Consider the following 18,451-nt stretch of genomic DNA (forward strand, 5'->3'; position numbering starts at 1 on the left):
ACCTCCTCTCATTGCCGAATAAATCTAAAAAAAATCAATAACTAAAAATTAAAGGATATGAACATCACAGGAAGACTGACAAGGGATGCGGAAGTACGCACAACGTCACAGGACAAACAAGTAGTAAATTTTTCAGTAGCGACCAACGACAGCTACCGTAACAAGCAAGGCGAACGCATAGAGCAAACCACCTATTTCGACTGCTCCTATTGGATAACCCCGAATGTAGCCAAGCTACTCACAAAAGGCACTTTGGTAGAACTATCGGGACGAGTAAGTACAAGAGCGTGGACAGGTAATGATGGCGAGTCAAGAGCTGGACTAAATTTCCATACCTCACAAATCAAATTGCACGGAGGTAGCAAAAAAACGGAAACGGCACAAGTTACCACAAACACAAACAACAATAAAGCAGAGGACGACCTCCCATTTTAACAACGAGTATTCAATCATTTTTTTTACATCAAATTTTAAGCATTATGGCACATAATATCAATTTCAACGAGAGAACAGGACGTTATTCATTTTTTTGTGTACAACAAAAAGCGTGGCACGGTTTGGGGCAAATCGTAGAACAGTACCCGACAAGCGAGGAAGCTATCAAACACGCAGGGTTAGATTACGAAGTCGTAAAATCCCCAATATTTACAAAAGGTTCGGGCATTATCGAAACCACCAACAGCATAGAGATAGGCAGTAGCGAATTACAAGTACCTAACTATTTCGCCAACATCCGCACCGATAACAATGCCGTATTGGGCGTGGTTGGCAAGGATTACCACATTGTACAAAACCGTGAAGCCTTTAATTTCTTTGATGCTATTGTAGGCGGTGGTGAGGGCATTCTCTATGAAACCTCAGGAGCGTTAGGCAATGGAGAACGTATTTTTATCACCGCCAAATTACCCGACTATATCCGAGTTGGGAATGGCGATGACGTTACGGAAAAATACATTTTCCTAACCACTTCGCACGATGGTAGCGGAAGTATCACAGCCGCATTTACACCTATCAGAATTGTTTGCCAAAACACCTTAAATGCTTCGTTACGCAGTATGACAAATGTTGTCCGCATCAAACACACTTCGGGAGCAAAACAACGTGTTGAGAATGCCCATAAGATTATGGGACTTGCCAATACATTTAGCAACCAATTAGAGGGCATTTTTAATGAGTGGGCAAAAGTAAAGGTAACAGACCAAGAGGTTAAAAAGCTAATCCAATTGGCACTTTGCCCGAATAAGGAAACCTTTGATTTGCTGAAAAAAGGTGCTATGGATGAAATTTCCACCGTATTCAAAAATACCGTTGAGGACGCATTTGCATACGCAATGATAAGCGATACACAGCAAATGGACACGACAAAAGGCACTTTGTTCGGAGCATACAACGCTGTTACAGGCTACTATCAGAACGTGAGAAATTACAAGAATGACGAAGCCAAATTACAAAGCATTGTATTGGGTGGTACTGCCCAACTCAAATCACAGAAAGCATTTGACTTGTGTAACGAATTTGCTTTAGACGGTGCGGAAATCCTAAATCTTAATTAACTAACTACAGGCTACCGCTTTAATCGGTGGTAGCCTACTAAAAACAAAAGTTATGGCAAATTGGTGCAGTAATACGGTTGTATTCGAGGGGAAACCCGAAGCAATCACAGCAATACAAGAACTTTTCCAATCAATGAAGGAAAAGGAAGAAAAAACCGAAGAAGGGCAACTACCCGAATTTATGGAAGATACCAACGGTGGGTATTTCTTCAATATCTATTGGAACGAGGGCGATGAAGGGCAATTTCAATATGAAACAAAATGGTCGCCCAATATTGAAATTATTCAAAAGATAGCAGAATACTACCAAGTGGATTTTGTACAGGACTATGAAGAAATGGGAAACCTTGTTTACGGGAGAGCAACTTATCGGGATGGAATACTCAGCGATATATTTTTGGGCGGTGATGATTTTGAAACCTACGAGCAGGACGAAGAAACAGACCTCTATCACTTTGAGGGCGAAGAATACGAAAGCGATTACGAGATATTGGAAACTCTTTTGGAACGTAAAATTACAACACTATGAAAATAATTGATTTAAACGGTTTCCAAATCGAAGTAACAGACCTTGACGAAGCTATCCGAATAACAGCAGATTACAAAGAATACCACCATGAAGACAAACGTTTTTCGGAGTTCGACAAAAGGCAAAAAGCCTATTGGAGGGATATGTATGAGAAACTGACAGCAATCAAAGAACAAGTAACAACAATTAAAATTTGAGAACGATGAATACAAATTTTTTCAATCAGATACAGCAGTTGGACTTTACAGGAGTATTGCAACTGAACATTTCAAAAGGGATAGAAAGCAACCTAATTGTAACAGTATTGCTTAACAACGAACAATGCGGAGATAGTGCAAAAAATCTAATTCCCCCATTGACATTCAACGCCACACCCCAAGAGTTTGACGAGGGATTTTTTGAGCAGATAACCACACCTATACAAAAGGTATCGGGCTTAATGGTGGATATGGAAAAATTTCAAAAGCAACTTGATCAAGCCAAAGCACAATCGGCAATCGAGAAAGCAAAAGCCGAAAAAGACAAAAAGGAACAGGAAGCCAAAGACAAGAAGTTTAAAGATGCTATGGCAAAGGCGGACGAGTTGGAGAAAGAGGGTAAGTTCCGTGAAGCGTGGATAAAAGTACCCGATATAACAGAGTTTCCCGAAAAAGCGGACGAGATACGCAAACGCAAAACATCATTATCCGACAAATTTGCCACACCGAGCCTTTTCGGAGCAATGGAAGAAGCAACACCCGAACCGCCAGAGGAAGCAGTTACTGGCGATTATCCTATGGATGAAGCGGGCGAAGAAGAACAGTATTAATAATTAAAACGAGCAATATGTTATTAGCAACCCAATTAGAGCGAGTGTTTATACTCAAAGATAAAGGACAGGACATCAGACTGACCGACCCCGAACCACGTTGGAGCGTGGAAGCAGTAATGAATTTTTACGCCAATATGTACCCGATTTTGACAACAGCAAAAGCATCTGCACCGCAAATTAAAGATGATGCAGTAGAATACAAATTTGAGAGCGTAATGGGTACGAAAGGTTAAACCAAAATTATAAAACGATGAATTATGCAACGCAACATCATATCGGGAACTATCAGCATACCCGAACAGAAACGACAACGGCAATTGCATCGACAGTTGGGCGAGTTCACCAATTGGCTACAAAGACCAAAAGATGCAAACCAAGTGCAGAAAGACAAGCAGAAATCCGTACCAATAGCAATGCTACCAATGGTATTCTAAAGTGTACGTTTCTGCCAAAACTGAAAATAGCCCAATCCGTACAGGCTTGTCAGAAAACGGAGAGGGATTTTTACAAGTCCCTTTCCAAACTTGCCAAGCATTACAGCATTGAACCAATGCAGACCAGGGATTTTGAGTTTCCATACAATATAACATTGGCTATGTGGGATATGGAAACCAAAGTAAAACGTACCAATATCAATTGGGATAGTTTCAAATTGGTACAGGACAGTAAGAAAACCTACTTCACAAGTGAGGAACGATACAATACAGGTACAACCTTGTATTACATTCCTATTGTACCGCTTTTTAAAATGCTCAAAGACCCGAAGCGTAAAAAGACTGCACAGCTTTTAATATCAGTATGTAGTTATCTGTACCATATTGCCGATGTGCCGTATTACAGACAAGAAGACAGCTATCTGTATTGGCAATATGAAATGCACAAAGATTGGGTAGAACAGGATGAGGAAACGGACGAAACCGAAGCTTATAAAAGGGAGTTGAGAAATGCCGAATACATTGGTGATAAAATAGAACAAAAGCTATTTAACCGTATCAATCTAAAGGTATTTGAACAGCGTTTGAACCGATTTAAAAGAGTTGATATGTTCGACAGGGAATGCCATAAGGTGTCTTGCAATGCGTTTGCCCTTTTTACTGAATATCCGAAAGCAAGCGTTTTCCGAAACGCACCAATATCCGAAGAAGACCCTCATAATGATGATTACGAAAACGAAGCAATCGGAATGGAAAAGTACATTTCATTTATTGCAGATACCAAAGGTTGGTTATACGGAAGCCTTTCCGATACCATCAACAATGAATTTAACGAGTACGGAGCAATGGAAGAACCAACCATTTCCAAGCGATTTGACGTAAGTAAAATACCAACAACAAATCTTGATTTTGAGAACCGCTTGTTTGCCTTATTGGATGACCTCTGCACAATATTAGACGACTATAAAACAACAGAAAAATGAACATCGTAAACGACATCACCGAGAATTTTGGCACATTGTACCATCCGAAATCTGCTTTGGTTTTTTACGAAACCATAGGCACAAATACCGATGTGTATGTGGAGCATTTTGATATGGATAACAACGGAACGCCTATCAATGCCCACCCATTGACAGTAAAAGAAGCCAATGTATTGGCAAAGGCACTAAAGACCGATGAAGAAAATAGCAAAGCCTTTCTAAAGCCAAAGGGAATTTTGCCGACCAACATTCTGCATATTAATCCGAGCGAAAAAGGTACGGTACTATGGTATACCAAAGCACAACAAAAGCAATTGTACTTTGTAGATAGTTTAGGCATATCCAATGGAAAAGCACAAGTACCACCAATGCTTTGGTTAGCGAGCAAAAGCAATCTTACGGTATTTGCTTTGGCAAACGACAGAAGACCCACCGAAAAAACGCCATTGCATTATGCGCCTTTCTTCAATATCTACGAAAAGGGCAATGTATGTATGGGTACTGTGAGTATTGATATTAAAAATTCGACTTCGGTTGAGGAATTTATACGGGCGTGGGAACATTATTTTTTCAATTCTTATTTCAGTCATTCATTATGTGAAAACTTAACGAAAAAAAATATTGTAAACCTTTGGAAAGACCTTATCAATACGGATAAACCCTTTCCTAAAGAGGTATTGAAAAAGAATAATAAAACCCTTAAAAATCTATTGTGATGAATACGACAAAAACAGCAGTTCATTTTACGGACAACTATTTACTCAATCCTACCAATCCGATTTCGGTAAACCTTATCGGGGCAGGTGGTACAGGCTCAAAAGTATTGACCGCCTTAATGGAAATAAACGAAAGTTTGATAGCATTAGGACACGCAGGGTTGCAAGTCCGCCTTTGGGATGATGATGTTATCACGAGTGCTAATTTGGGCAGACAGCGTTTTGCAGAAAGTGAAACAGGATTATACAAATCCGTTGCTTTAATCAATCGTTGCAACCGTTGGGCAGGTACAAATTGGAAAGCCAAAACTGTAAAATTTGAAAAGGATAAGTTCGGCAGATTGCCCGAAGAAGCAAGGGCAATCATTACTATTACGTGCGTTGATAACGTACAGGCGAGGTTTGGCGTTGCTGAAATTCTTAAGGAAATAAGCTACCGCAGACACTATCAAGATGTGCCAAAATATTGGTTGGATTTTGGCAATAGCCAAGATACAGGACAAGTAATACTATCTACTATCGGGGAAATAAAGCAACCCAATTCTGAAAAGTATGAAACGGTGACAAGCCTACCATTTGTTACCGATGAATTTGGCGAATTACTGAAAAAATCCGAACAAGAGGACAACACGCCAAGTTGCTCACTTGCAGAAGCATTGGAACACCAAGATTTGTTTATCAATTCATCGTTGACCCAAATGGGATGTTCTTTATTATGGAACTTGTTCCGCAGAGGAATGACCGAATACAAAGGATTTTTTCACAATCTTAAAGATTTCCGTACCCACCCGATAAAAGTCGCCTGACACGAAAAATTGGGCGGGCAAAAATGCAATTCCTCGCTTCGGTCGGAAACGCATTTTTGCATTTAAAATTGGTGCAACCACTTTGTCAAAATGCACCTTTCCACAATTCCCTTCCTTACCATTTTACCAAACAGATTGCGAGTTTTTTTGTGTGGGATATTCGCTATCCCATTTGCTGTATTTCGTATTGACTTCTTTTCTTTCCACACAGCGACCAAAGAAAAGATTCTGTGTTATGATCCAAGTTTTTTTTATATTTTTTTGTTGATTTTTAAAGGTTTAATAGTGAGCTTTCAAAAATAATAAATAAAAATCTTTTGTATTTAATTCTAATATCGTAATATTGCGATGTAAATAAATATAGAAATGGGAGTTACAAAAACAGAAATATATAAAGACGAGCAAAATAAACTTGCCTCGCTTCTTAAAGTTTTAGGGCATCCTGCCAGAATAGCAATCCTGCAGTATATTATCAACCAAAGAGCATGTATTTGTAATGATTTGGTTGAGGAATTAGGATTAGCGCAGGCAACTATTTCACAACATTTAAAAGAATTAAAAACCATAGGGATTATTCAAGGTTCAATTGAAGGAAAATCAGTTTGTTATTGTATTGACGAAAAGGTATGGAAACAATTTCAAGAGGAATTTAATGGCTTTTTCAATCAGGATGTAAACGTAAAGCAGTGTTGTTAAAATATTTTTTACATTATAATATCGTTATATTGCTATATAACGTTTCTGTATTTAATTATCTATTTTATCATTTTAAAAGTTAGTATTATGAAGTTATCTGAAATCAAAGAAATTTTACCAGCATTAGAAAATGTTGAATTTCAATTAGAAAATGGAACATTTGTTCCTGAACACTTTCACGTTACTGAAGTGGGGCAAATAATCAAAAATTTTATTGACTGTGGTGGAGTAATCCGCAAGGAAAAAGTAGTCAATTTTCAACTCTGGAATGCCGATGATTATGAGCATAGACTGAAACCTGGAAAGCTATTAAGTATAATTAAACTTTCAGAGGATAAATTAGGAATTGAAGATGCGGAGATTGAAGTGGAATATCAAAGCGATACTATTGGTAAATACGATTTGGATTTCAATGGTAATACATTTGTACTGAAAAACAAAGCGACTGCTTGCTTGGCTCAGGATGATTGCGGAATTCCTATTGAAAAGCAAAACAAAAGTCTTTCCGAAATAACAGCAAATAAATCAAATTCATGCACTCCAAATTCAGGATGCTGCTAAACCCTAAATCGAATATCCATGTATCCAACATTATCAGAGACAATACAGCAGTTAGAATGGGAGAAAATCAATAACGATGAGCGTAAAAGTACCTTACAGCCGTTGATCGATTTTATTCAATTGAAAATAAATAGCAAGCAGCAAATAAATATAAATTTCATTTGTACCCATAATTCGCGCAGGAGCCATTTATCACAGGTTTGGGCACAAGTAGCAGCCTCTTATTTCGGTATTGAGAATGTAGTTTGCTATTCTGGAGGTACCGAAGAAACCGCATTATTTCCAAAAGTAGCAGAAACATTATCCGATCAGGGGTTTAATATTTTCAAAATAAATGATGGCACTAATCCTGTTTATGCTATAAAATATAATGATAATTCCCAACCGATAATTGGATTTTCTAAAAAGTATGACAATACTTTTAATCCAGTATCTGCTTTTGCGGCTATAATGACTTGCTCGCAAGCTGACGGTGGATGTCCGTTTATCGCTGGTGCTGAAAAAAGGATTCCCATCACATTTGAAGATCCTAAAATTTCAGATAACACTTCCGAACAGACAAAGATATATTCAGAAAGAAGCTTACAGATAGCATTGGAAATGTTTTACGTCTTTTCTAAAATTACTAAGTAGCCAATGCAACCAAAACTAAAATTTCTTGACGGTTACCTTACCTTATGGATATTCCTTGCTATGGCATTTGGTATAGGTTTGGGATATTTCTTTCCGGGAATATCAAAAATTACAAATGCTTTATCAGTAGGAACTACAAACCTTCCTTTGGCAATAGGTCTGATACTAATGATGTACCCACCATTGGCAAAAGTGGATTATTCATTACTGCCCCAAGCGTTTAAGGACAAAAAAGTAATCGGTATATCCTTATTGCTCAATTGGGTTATCGGTACAGTATTGATGTTCGGGTTAGCCATTTTGTTTTTACGGAACGAACCCGATTATATGACAGGTTTGATACTGATAGGTTTGGCAAGATGTATCGCAATGGTAATTGTTTGGAGTGATTTAGCAAAAGCAAACAGAGAATATACAGCTATGCTAGTTGCTTTAAACAGTATTTTTCAGGTACTTTCTTATAGCCTTTTAGTTTGGTTATTCATCAACGTATTACCAGCAAAATTAGGATTAGCCAACTTCAATGTAAGCGTATCAATGAAAGATGTAACCGAAAGCGTATTGATATACTTAGGTATTCCTTTCTTAGCAGGTTTTATAAGCCGTTACGCATTGGTAAAATCAAAAGGCATAGAATGGTATAATAGAAAATTTGTACCCCGAATATCGCCGATTACATTGTATGCATTACTATTTACCATAGTATTGATGTTCAGCTTGAAAGGCGATAAAATAGTAGAGTTGCCAATGGATGTCATTAAGGTCGCTATACCGTTAGTCATCTATTTTATACTAATGTTTTTCGTAAGCTTCTTTATCAATAAATCTTTGAATGTTCCCTACGACAAAAATGCAGCAATTGCATTCACCGCCACAGGAAACAATTTTGAATTGGCAATAGCTGTAGCAATAGCGGTTTTCGGTATTCATTCGCCACAGGCATTTGTGGGCGTTATCGGCCCACTTGTAGAAGTGCCTGTATTGATACTATTAGTACGTGCAAGTTTGTGGTTGAAGAGAAAATACTACAGATAAGAAATACTTTTTAACAGATGAAATAAGAATAGAGATTTGGAAACTAATTTTTAATAACTTCGCATAATGAAATTTATATCTTTAATATTAGCCGTTTATGTATTGCTGTTATCAGCAATACCGACTTTTATTGAGGATAAATGTATGCAGGAGCATACAACCGGACAAGGACAGAACGGAAAGGACAACCAAGATTGTAATAAAAGTTGTTGTTCACCTTTTTTTAGTTGCAATACCTGTACAGGATTTGTTTTAACTACTTTTCATTTCTCTATTACACACTCAGTAAAAGAACCACAAAAAAAATTAGGAACAATGCCAACTCCGCTTATTTCTGACTTTCCCTACTCCGTTTGGCATCCCCCGCAACTCGCCTAATGTGTAGTGCTTTCAGCACAAATTAATTAACAACGATGTCCTTGCATCGTCATAGCTTATTTATTCACATTAAGTATCATTTTATAATGAAAAAAATACTCATTGTGTCATTTTTTATGGCACTAAATCTTTGTGTGTACGCACAAAACACATTAAACGCCGTTGTCAAAAACAGCGAAACAAAAGAAACTTTAGTTGGTGTAACAGCATCTGTAAAAGGTACTTCAATTGGAGCAACATCTAATGAAAACGGACAAATCAAATTATCTAATATTCCCGATGGATTACAGGAAATACATTTTAGCTACTTAGGCTTCGAAGAGTTTGTTGAGATAATAAAATTCCCGTTAAAAGACAGCAGTATAATTGAAATTCTACTCAAAGAAAATTCTGAGGAATTAGAGGGTGTTGTAATTACATCTACCAGAAGTACGAGAAGTATACAAAATATTCCTACCCGTATTGAATTTATCGGAAGTGAAGAACTAGGAGAAAAAGGAAATATGAAACCTGGGGATATACGGATGCTTTTGGCAGAAAGTACCGGTATTCACGTACAAACAACTTCGCCAACAAGTGCCAATGCAAGTATACGTATTCAAGGACTTGACGGACGATATACCCAAATTTTAAAAGACGGTTTTCCTATTTATTCGGGAGCTTCAAGCGGTTTGGGATTGTTACAAATACCGCCACTTGATTTAAAACAAGTGGAAGTTATCAAAGGTTCAACTTCTACACTTTATGGAGGTGGAGCAATTGCGGGATTAGTCAACTTGATTTCCAAAACACCAACCAACGAAAGAGATTTACGCTTACATATCAACGGAACATCAGCCAGAGGTTTAGATATTAATGGTTTTTATGGGCAAAAGTTCAATAAAATAGGAACAACTATTTTCGCTTCCCACAACAGAAACGGAGCTTATGACCCTGCAAAAAACGGTTTTTCTGCCATTCCAAAATTTGAACGTTTCGTATTAAATCCTAAGCTATTTGTGTATTTCAATGATAAAACAAAGATGAATTTCGGCATTAATACCACCATTGAAAACCGTTTGGGAGGAGATATGCTTTACATCAATGGCAAAGGCGATAATACACACCAATATTTTGAAGAAAACAAAACACAACGATATTCCACGCAATTTGTTTTTGACCACTTAATTAATGAAAACAGTTATTTTCAAATTAAAAACAGTGTTAGTTATTTTAACAGAAATACAGCTATTCCTGCCTATACGTTTGAGGGAACACAAACAGCTACTTTTAGCGAAGCCAATTATACTAATAGTACAGAAAAATCGGAATGGGTAGCAGGTGTTAATATTTGGACCGATAATTTTAAAGAAAAGCAGATTACCGCTTTTCCGTTGAGAAATTACAACCAAACCACATTTGGGGCTTTCGTACAAAATTCCTTAAAGGCTACCGATTGGCTTCAATTGGAGACAGGATTAAGAGCGGATTACGTGGTAGATTACGGAGCCGTTTTTTTGCCAAGAGTATCTGCATTGTTTAAAATTGCGAATGGATTAACATCAAGAGTTGGAGGAGGATTTGGATACAAAACACCCACTATTTTTACCGAAGAAAGCGAACGTTTACAGTACCAAAACGTAATGCCAATAAATGATAAAACCAATAAGTTGGAAAGAAGTTATGGCGGAAATGCAGACATCAATTACCGTACTAATATTGGCGATGATTGGTCATTCAGCATCAACCAATTATTTTTCTATACCTATTTAGATAATCCTTTACTACTTGAAAATCCATCGGCTAATCTTTATCAATTTGTAAATTCTACAGGTTACATTCATACAAAAGGAACAGAAACCAATATCAAAATCGGTTACGATGATGTGAAGTTATTTTTGGGTTACACTTATACAGATGCCCAATTACACCAAAACGGAACAACTACCGAAAGTCCATTAACTCCTAAACACCGTATTAACTCTGTTCTGATGTATGAAATAGAAGATAAATGGAAAGTCGGTTTGGAAGCCTACTATTTCAGCCCTCAAAAGATGAACAATGGAACAACAGGAAAAGACTATTGGACTTGTGGCTTTATGGCTGAAAAAATTTGGGAAAGATTTTCGCTATATGTCAATTTTGAAAACTTCCTTGATACCCGCCAAACACGTTTTGAAAGTATTTATACAGGAACAATAAGTAATCCTGTATTTAAAGACATCTATGCCCCATTAGACGGATTTGTAATAAATGGTGGAATAAAATTTAGACTTTAAGAAGATGAATAAAACCATATTCAATATAACTAAAATGGATTGCCCAAGTGAGGAGCAATTAATCCGTATGAAATTGCAAGATTTCGGTACTATAAATTCATTGGAATTTAATATTCCCAATAGAAAATTGAATGTTTATCATTGTGGAAACCCAGAGCCGATTTTTTCGGCTTTGGAAACACTAAACCTGAATACAACATTGATTTCAACCGAAGAAAGCAATGCAGTTTTTGAAGCAGATGCAAGCAATAATCAGCGAAAACTACTTTGGACTGTATTGATCATCAATTTCGTTTTCTTTGGATTGGAAATGTTGTTTGGTATTTTTTCCAATTCAATGGGTTTGGTAGCAGACAGCTTAGATATGCTTGCGGACAGTATTGTTTACGCATTGGCTTTGTTTGCAGTTGGGAGTACAATTGCAAGAAAAAACAACATCGCCAAATTTGCAGGTTACTTTCAAATTCTGTTAGCTGTTATCGGTTTTGTTGAAGTTGTCAGACGCTTTATCGGAATAGAAGCGACACCCGATTTCAAAACAATGATTGTTGTTTCTGTTTTGGCATTGATAGCCAACGTACTTTGTCTTTACCTGTTGCAAAAAAACAAAAGCAAAGAAGCACATATGCAGGCTTCGATGATTTTCACGTCAAACGATGTTATAATCAATTCGGGAGTTATCGTTGCAGGAATTTTGGTCAATTGGTTAAACTCAAGTTATCCTGATCTTATTATCGGTATGATTGTATTCGTTATTGTGGCAAGAGGTGCATACCGCATTCTAAAATTGGCAAAATAACACTGAAGGTTACGAGAATTGTTTTTGAAAAAGCATAATGCTACTGATGAATTTACTAATGTGAATTCATCTTGTTTGCATCGCTATTTTTGGGGTAGCTAGATTGAATAGCTACCCTATTTTTTTAATTAAATGGTTATTGTCTCTAAAAGAATACTTTGATTGTGATAATTTGGGTTATAAGTCGTATTTGATTTCCATAGGATATACGTTAACTCCAGAAGCTTTCTTTGAATGGCGACAATTGCTTTCATTTTAATACCATGCCTTGAAACTATTCTTAAGAAAATATCTCTGAACCTTTCATCAGTCCTGATTGCAGCCAATGCTGGAAAGTGCATTACTTTCCTTAAATTCCGATTACCCCGTTTGGATATTCGGGGTTTGGACTTTACTGAGGTTCCTGAAGTCTTTTCCCTTACATCTAATCCAGCATAACTGACCAACTGTCTTTTGTTCTTTATTAACTCGAATCCGTTGGTTTCTGCAATAATGGTGACAGCTGTTAGATTTCCAATTCCAGGAATAGATGATACTATTTTCATCTTTTCTACTAGAGTTGGATCTCCTTTGATAAGTACAACAATTTCTTCTCTTATCTCCTTTTCCTGCAAGTCAATAAGAGCTATTCTTTTTTTAGTTCGTTTCACTGAGTTTTCACTTGATGTTGCAGAAGTACGTTCTGCATGTAGTTGATTTTTTAGCATTGTGCGCTCATGTACCAGTTGCTCTCGTTCCCGGCAAAGTTGCCTTAAATCATTGAATATTTTTAAAGGAGGTTGCCAAACTTCCAATTGCCTTTCCAAACCAAATCTCGAAATGGCTTGAGAAGCGCTCTTGTCAGTTATGGTTTTGATGTCAAGTGTTCTCGCATAATTACTGATCTTGTTGGGTAAAACGATACTGACTTGTTTTTTAATACTACATAGGTAATATGCTAAGGATTCGTGATATACCCCTGTAGCTTCCATTACGTAGCGTACTTCTGTTGTAATTGATGTCTGCTTATTTACCCACGATACAAGACTTGAAAAGCCTTTTTTAGTATTGGGAAATACTTTGTAGGCATAGACTTCTATGTTTATCTGTTCATCCATTCTACCAAGCGATACAACTAATTCATTTTGTGCAACATCAATTCCTACTGTCTGCTTTAATAATGCCTTCATCTTATCTGGTTTAGGTAAGTGATAACCTTTAGTCATCTTTTCTCCTGACTGGATATACTGGTTATAAGACTCATAATAATGAGTAAATTCCTTACATTCTGTTCAGATTCTAAAAGGTTAAAGAAGAGGAGGCAGTCTCTTTTCTTGAATATACCATAAGGCTATTTAAAGCAAAATCTGCTCTCGCCCTTCCTCACTTAGATTAATAATACAAACATAGGAGAAGCAAAAGAACGTCTCTTGTTAGTTATGGCTTTAATATCTGTTAAAGCAAGGTTTTATTTTATTAAATTTGATAACAGTCAACGATCTTAAATCCATCGAAAAGAGCCATTGATGATTGGTAAAAAACAGTTGAATTATAATAATCCAAGTTAAGAATAGACTATAAATGATTGAAAAAGAATTTGTACAACAAAGGCGTAAAGAAATTGCAGAGATTAGACATGCGGATAGTGTATATAGAGATATCCAGGCAAGGGAAGAAGAAAGAGAAGAATATGAAAAGCGCTGGTTCTGGGAACTACTCCAAAATGCAAAAGATTCTATTGAAGGAAATCAAAGTATCAGGGTTAAGATAGAGATAACTGATAAACAGATTTCTTTTTCGCATACTGGAAATCCATTCGAACTTGACGATATTCTGAGTCTAATTATACAAGGGTCATCGAAGAGTAATAAAGAAGGTAAAACTGGTAGATTTGGAACAGGTTTTATGACTACTTATCTTCTCTCAAAAAGGGTACGCATCACTGGAAAACTTATGGAAAATCAGGGTTGTTTTAGTTTTCTATTAAATCGTGATGCTACAGATAACGATCATTTTTATAGATTACAATTAGAATCAAATAAAGAGTTCGACGATTCAATCCGGGAAGAAAGCTATCTCGACACAGGCGAATTCCAGACATTATTCACTTATGAGCTAGATTCCAATGGAAAGGAAACTGCAAAAATAGGCCTCCTTTGCCTTGATGAGCTTATCCCTATTACACAGCTCTTTAATGAACAGATAGAATCTGTTACGGTAATTGAGAGCGGAACTATCAAAACTTTCTCAAAAGTTCTACTCGATACACACGAGGAAGTAGGCATTGTAGAATGGCAGATCAGTACTGTTGTGGATAGTGTTGAATGTGTCAGCTTAAAGGCGTACATTCAAAAAGATGACAAATTTGAAGCCTGCATAATTACAGAATTACAGAAAAATAAAGAGTTCATATTTCCACTAACATCCAATTACCCTCGATTATATTACACTTTCCCACTTATTGGAACTGAAGAAATAGGGATACCGCTCATTATCAATTCAACTAATTTTGACCCTCGTGTTGAAAGAGATGGTATTTACTTGAAAAAAATATCCGAAGACGGAAGTGAGTCTTCCAATAAAGAAATCATAAACAAAGCATTAACCAAAAGTATGCTATCCTTTGCCAATCTCTTCAAAAGCAAAAACATAAAAGGTTTATATGAGTTATTCAGCTTTGATCTCTCCAAAGACCTTAAGTGGATAGATCACGAATGGTTCACTGCTGTCAAGAACAAAGCTATCGAGCTTCTAGCGTCTGAAGAGTTTATACGTTATAATGATGTAGATGAAAAATACAGCAGACTGAAGGATCTGACAATATCCTTCTCCGATAAAAAAGAACATATTACAGAGTTATGGAACCTTCTTTCAGAAATCAAAGACCTTCGAATTCCATTACACGTGGAGCTTTTTGATTGGATTAGAGTAGCTGAAAAAATTGCAATCATCAAGCAGAATGTAGAGAATACTTATGATCTCGATTTTGTCTGGGGCATGAATGAACTCATTGAGACAATTGAAGAAAAAGAGTCTCTTTCTGAACTTGATGATTCGTTGAATATAAAAGGTCACATTTGGTTGAACCGATTTTATCCTTTGGTAGTTAAAATAAAGGGACAGTTTCCACTGGGTAACAATATATCACTCAACCAAAAAGATATTTTTAGAAAAGCCGAAGGTATGAGTTGGGATATATCTAAAGATGACGAACTTGTTGCTATTTCTGATTTAATTGAACTGAACTTTGGGAGACATTTATTTTCGAGACAGATCACTGAATTCAGCATCAGTAGTGTAGAGCGATTTTCGATCCAGAATGCGATATCTGAGCTGAAATCAGAATTAAATGATTTGACGGAAACAGATTTAGCACATGTAAAAAACCAAGAAGCAAGTGCGAGATTCCTGAAATGGCTTATTGTAAAAGAAAATAAAGATATTATTAAAGACCTTAAAGTACTGACAGGAGCAAATAAAAAGAATGAGGAAAGTTTTGGATATGACCATTTTCCAAAGACAGACCATCTTTTGTTGACTCCCAAAGCTTACTTTGAAGCCGAATTTCCACTGTATGCCAATCTCATCAGAGATAAAGATTGTCTTAATGAGATATACAATACTTTTTTAGAAACTGACGATTATGTTTATCTAAGTAACAATGGGTTTGTACATTTGACTCCAATAGTCATAAAAACTGAGAATGCCACGGTTAAGTTGTTAGAGCATCTTCTTATCCATGAAAATGACCTAAATTTACTGAGGGATGCGGACGGACAGCTTAAATACAAATTTGAAGTTTCCTTTTTAGATTTCGCCTATCTAACTGCATCTGATGGACATATATATAGCCGTAACACAACACAGAAGTCAAGTCTAGAACGACTTAAATTTATGCTGACAGAAGCAGTAGACAAGGACAGACTGTTTGATGAGGATAAACAGGAAATCATACTAGAAGGATTAGAGAATCCTATCTATTTGAGACAAAGTCTTTGGGTATACCGTGCCCGAAATCTAAACTGGATCAATGTAAAGACACAAAGTGAAGGAAGCGAAGCAAAATTTGTCAGTGAAACCCCTTCTTCAAAAAATCTCTCCGAACTTCTAAAGAATGATGAGGGATTGATAAAGACTATACGTGGCGCCAGACAACAGAGCTTTCTGAATAAATTGGGTGTCGGTGTATCTGATCTAATACGCAACACGCTTCCTTCAGATGAACTCCGATTAAGCTGGGATAAGGCCATAACCAATATGATTACAAGTGATGCAGATCCGGAATTGGTGCAGGAGATTTTTAGTGATCCAGGAATAAAGAAAGAATATGAAAGAAGACTGAATGAGAGAAAACTCATCGGCAGAAACCAATCTATAGGCAATTTAATCGAAATACTTTTTAAAGAGTACATAGATATTCTACGGGCAAAAGGAGCTTCCCTAAATATAGAGCGAAGACCTTTTGGTAGTGATTATATACTTACTGAGGAATCATCTGATCTTGTCAATGCAAATAGAGAGCGTGAAGGTTTCAAAATCAATAACTGGTTGATAGAACTTAAAGCTACCGGAAAAGAACATGCAGCCATGACACCTTTACAAGCACAAAAAGCAACAGAAGAAAAAGATAACTACGCGTTGGTCGTAGTTCCTCTTAACGGGACTGACCCCGATATTGAATACCTAAGACAACACGCCAAAGTAATAAGTAATATAGGTCACAGGATAAACAAAATATATCCCGACTATAACGAAGTTGAAATAAAAAAAGGTGATCTCCATAGTGGAAAAGACGGTATTTCGGTCAACATTGAAGATCAGAATATACGGTTTAATGTCAATTCTGAAATATGGATATCAGAACATACCACTATCGAAGCTTTTGTTAAACTTATTTTTAAGGGAACAACAAATTAAATACAATTTTTACAGAACCTGTAGAATTTGGATATATACACCCCCTCAGGAATTTGCTGCTCTTAAACTAAACTATTTTTCAGCCATTGACAGCCTTGTCAATGGCTTTTTTAAAATCATCCGCATCGCTACCTACGAGTAAACAACTTGAAAAACCAATATCCAGAAGTATCTTGCCAACCGTCCCATTGTCAATATCAGTATGAGCAATTAGCTTTACATTAGAATATTCGATTCTAAATTTTTGAAGTTTTGCTAATATCTGTTTGTCATAGAAATCAAGGTCAATAATACAAACTTTGGGGAGCGTTTTTAATGTTGATAATTGAAATAGTCCGTCTTCAATGCTTTCCGAACGAAACAGTACTTTAATTCCTGAAGCAATGAGATCGTCGCAAGTCAAATCTAAAATTGGGCTTTTATCATTGATAAATGAGAGGATAATTTTTTGTTCTGTACCAGTTTCCATAATATTATCATATTAGAGTTAATGGAGTTCCTGCACAAAAAGAAAGCGCAGGCAACTACACTTACCGCACATTGAGGTACTGGTATACCCGACAACGAATAAGCGAGCGCCCACGCCTATGGCATGAGCGTTCTTCCTTATTGTCCCGTTGTCTAAAAATTACCAGTTTTCAATGTGGGACTTAAAGTAAAAACACTTTAAGATTTCTATATTTTACATAGCAAATATACTAAACTCGTTGCTATTGGATGTATTAATGCTACAAAAAAGCTCAGCCTGAATTTGTTTTGTGATTGATATAATTCTGCTCAAGTATAGTCATCAAATCTGTTTCCTTATAAATAATTTTACCACCAATTTGAATATACGGAAGGATATTATCATCCCGGTATTGCTGTAAAGTGCGTTTGCTAATGTGTAATAGCTTGCATACATCGTCGCCCGATAAGTAAATTTCTCCATTCATTACAGGACGATAGTTTTTTAATATGCTTTCGATACGGTTTCTCAACTTCAATATCATTTCTTGATGGGAGATGATTTCTCCATTGTCATTCGTTAATAAATCCATCTTCGATAGTATTGTACGGCAGTCCGGCTTCGAGCAAAGCCTGTACGTCCGAGAGTTTATAATAATTTTTGCGGTTCAGTTTGGAATAAGGTAACAGTCCTTTGTCCTTGTAGGTCTGCAAAGTCCGTTTGGTAATGTTCATCATCAAACACACTTCCTGGTTATCGAGCCACTTTTCTTCTTTGAAAATCGGTGTGTATTTTTTCGTTGCGTTTTCGGTCATTTCCAAAAGTTTCTTCAACTCATTTTTAATTCCGTCCAATGCGGATTTTTGTATTGCGATAACTTCCATAGCTTGCTTTTTTTTTTCCGTTGAAGTCTAA

21 protein-coding genes are annotated in these 18,451 nt (G+C 36.5%); 17 read left to right on the forward strand and 4 right to left on the reverse strand.

The genetic code is table 11. The features are described from left to right. The first annotated feature begins 57 nt into the window (after positions 1–57). From ABEB18_RS04225 to ABEB18_RS04300, 16 genes are all read left to right on the forward strand, one after another. On the forward strand, positions 58–435 hold the full coding sequence (locus ABEB18_RS04225; protein WP_348797840.1) for a single-stranded DNA-binding protein: 378 nt from the start codon (positions 58–60) through the stop codon (positions 433–435). 44 nt (positions 436–479) lie between these two features. Then, positions 480–1,553 carry a DUF932 domain-containing protein gene (locus tag ABEB18_RS04230; RefSeq protein WP_348797841.1) on the forward strand — a complete coding sequence of 358 codons (1,074 nt, stop codon included), beginning with the start codon at positions 480–482 and terminating at the stop codon, positions 1,551–1,553. A 52-nt stretch (positions 1,554–1,605) separates the two neighbouring features. Next, positions 1,606–2,082, forward strand: coding sequence for a DUF1281 family ferredoxin-like fold protein (locus ABEB18_RS04235; RefSeq protein ID WP_348797843.1), 477 nt, complete (start codon positions 1,606–1,608; stop codon positions 2,080–2,082). Further along, a complete protein-coding gene (locus ABEB18_RS04240) occupies positions 2,079–2,279 on the forward strand; it encodes a hypothetical protein (protein ID WP_348797844.1) in 201 nt (66 codons plus the stop codon). Before ABEB18_RS04235 ends, ABEB18_RS04240 begins: the two co-directional genes overlap by 4 nt. 5 nt (positions 2,280–2,284) lie before the next feature. Beyond that, entirely contained in the window at positions 2,285–2,890 is a 606-nt protein-coding gene (locus ABEB18_RS04245; protein WP_348797846.1) for a PRTRC system protein E, read from the forward strand. 17 nt (positions 2,891–2,907) lie between these two features. After that, on the forward strand, positions 2,908–3,126 hold the full coding sequence (locus ABEB18_RS04250) for a PRTRC system protein C (protein ID WP_002978317.1): 219 nt from the start codon (positions 2,908–2,910) through the stop codon (positions 3,124–3,126). Positions 3,127–3,143: 17 nt separating this feature from the next. After that, positions 3,144–4,310 carry a hypothetical protein gene (locus tag ABEB18_RS04255; protein WP_348797847.1) on the forward strand — a complete coding sequence of 389 codons (1,167 nt, stop codon included), beginning with the start codon at positions 3,144–3,146 and terminating at the stop codon, positions 4,308–4,310. Then, positions 4,307–5,026 carry a PRTRC system protein B gene (locus ABEB18_RS04260; RefSeq protein ID WP_348797848.1) on the forward strand — a complete coding sequence of 240 codons (720 nt, stop codon included), beginning with the start codon at positions 4,307–4,309 and terminating at the stop codon, positions 5,024–5,026. The genes ABEB18_RS04255 and ABEB18_RS04260 overlap by 4 nt, the downstream gene beginning before the upstream one ends. Then, positions 5,026–5,832, forward strand: a complete 807-nt coding sequence (locus ABEB18_RS04265) for a PRTRC system ThiF family protein (RefSeq protein WP_348797850.1) — start codon at positions 5,026–5,028, stop codon at positions 5,830–5,832. The genes ABEB18_RS04260 and ABEB18_RS04265 overlap by 1 nt, the downstream gene beginning before the upstream one ends. Before the next feature lie 366 nt (positions 5,833–6,198). Next, the gene (locus ABEB18_RS04270; protein ID WP_348797852.1) at positions 6,199–6,528 is read left to right on the forward strand and encodes an ArsR/SmtB family transcription factor; all 330 of its coding nucleotides are present in this window, start codon (positions 6,199–6,201) and stop codon (positions 6,526–6,528) included. An 87-nt stretch (positions 6,529–6,615) separates the two neighbouring features. Beyond that, the gene (locus tag ABEB18_RS04275) at positions 6,616–7,089 is read left to right on the forward strand and encodes a DUF6428 family protein (RefSeq protein ID WP_348797854.1); all 474 of its coding nucleotides are present in this window, start codon (positions 6,616–6,618) and stop codon (positions 7,087–7,089) included. A gap of 18 nt (positions 7,090–7,107) precedes the next feature. Continuing rightward, complete coding sequence (locus tag ABEB18_RS04280) at positions 7,108–7,722, forward strand: arsenate reductase/protein-tyrosine-phosphatase family protein (RefSeq protein ID WP_348797856.1); 615 nt, start codon at positions 7,108–7,110, stop codon at positions 7,720–7,722. A gap of 3 nt (positions 7,723–7,725) precedes the next feature. After that, the gene (gene arsB, locus ABEB18_RS04285) at positions 7,726–8,757 is read left to right on the forward strand and encodes an ACR3 family arsenite efflux transporter (protein WP_348797857.1); all 1,032 of its coding nucleotides are present in this window, start codon (positions 7,726–7,728) and stop codon (positions 8,755–8,757) included. A 66-nt stretch (positions 8,758–8,823) separates the two neighbouring features. Beyond that, positions 8,824–9,135, forward strand: coding sequence for a hypothetical protein (locus tag ABEB18_RS04290; RefSeq protein ID WP_348797859.1), 312 nt, complete (start codon positions 8,824–8,826; stop codon positions 9,133–9,135). Between the two features lie 86 nt (positions 9,136–9,221). After that, positions 9,222–11,393, forward strand: coding sequence for a TonB-dependent receptor (locus ABEB18_RS04295; RefSeq protein ID WP_348797861.1), 2,172 nt, complete (start codon positions 9,222–9,224; stop codon positions 11,391–11,393). Positions 11,394–11,397: 4 nt separating this feature from the next. After that, complete coding sequence (locus ABEB18_RS04300) at positions 11,398–12,192, forward strand: cation efflux transmembrane domain-containing protein (protein ID WP_348797863.1); 795 nt, start codon at positions 11,398–11,400, stop codon at positions 12,190–12,192. Positions 12,193–12,320: 128 nt separating this feature from the next. Here the strand turns inward: ABEB18_RS04300 and ABEB18_RS04305 are convergent, their stop codons facing one another. After that, complete coding sequence (locus ABEB18_RS04305; protein WP_348797864.1) at positions 12,321–13,361, reverse strand: IS110 family RNA-guided transposase; 1,041 nt, start codon at positions 13,359–13,361, stop codon at positions 12,321–12,323. A 391-nt stretch (positions 13,362–13,752) separates the two neighbouring features. Between ABEB18_RS04305 and ABEB18_RS04310 the strand changes: the two genes are divergently transcribed. Next, on the forward strand, positions 13,753–17,088 hold the full coding sequence (locus ABEB18_RS04310; RefSeq protein WP_348797865.1) for a sacsin N-terminal ATP-binding-like domain-containing protein: 3,336 nt from the start codon (positions 13,753–13,755) through the stop codon (positions 17,086–17,088). A gap of 79 nt (positions 17,089–17,167) precedes the next feature. Here ABEB18_RS04310 and ABEB18_RS04315 read toward each other — a convergent pair whose 3' ends face one another. From ABEB18_RS04315 to ABEB18_RS04325, 3 genes are all read right to left on the reverse strand, one after another. Continuing rightward, positions 17,168–17,557 carry a DNA-binding response regulator gene (locus ABEB18_RS04315; protein ID WP_348797867.1) on the reverse strand — a complete coding sequence of 130 codons (390 nt, stop codon included), beginning with the start codon at positions 17,555–17,557 and terminating at the stop codon, positions 17,168–17,170. A gap of 271 nt (positions 17,558–17,828) precedes the next feature. Beyond that, complete coding sequence (locus ABEB18_RS04320; protein ID WP_438861431.1) at positions 17,829–18,068, reverse strand: helix-turn-helix domain-containing protein; 240 nt, start codon at positions 18,066–18,068, stop codon at positions 17,829–17,831. A 40-nt stretch (positions 18,069–18,108) separates the two neighbouring features. Continuing rightward, on the reverse strand, positions 18,109–18,420 hold the full coding sequence (locus tag ABEB18_RS04325; protein ID WP_348797869.1) for a helix-turn-helix domain-containing protein: 312 nt from the start codon (positions 18,418–18,420) through the stop codon (positions 18,109–18,111). Between the last annotated feature and the right edge of the window lie 31 nt (positions 18,421–18,451).

This window comes from Flavobacterium adhaerens (assembly GCF_040045115.1).
GTDB lineage: Bacteria > Bacteroidota > Bacteroidia > Flavobacteriales > Flavobacteriaceae > Flavobacterium > Flavobacterium adhaerens.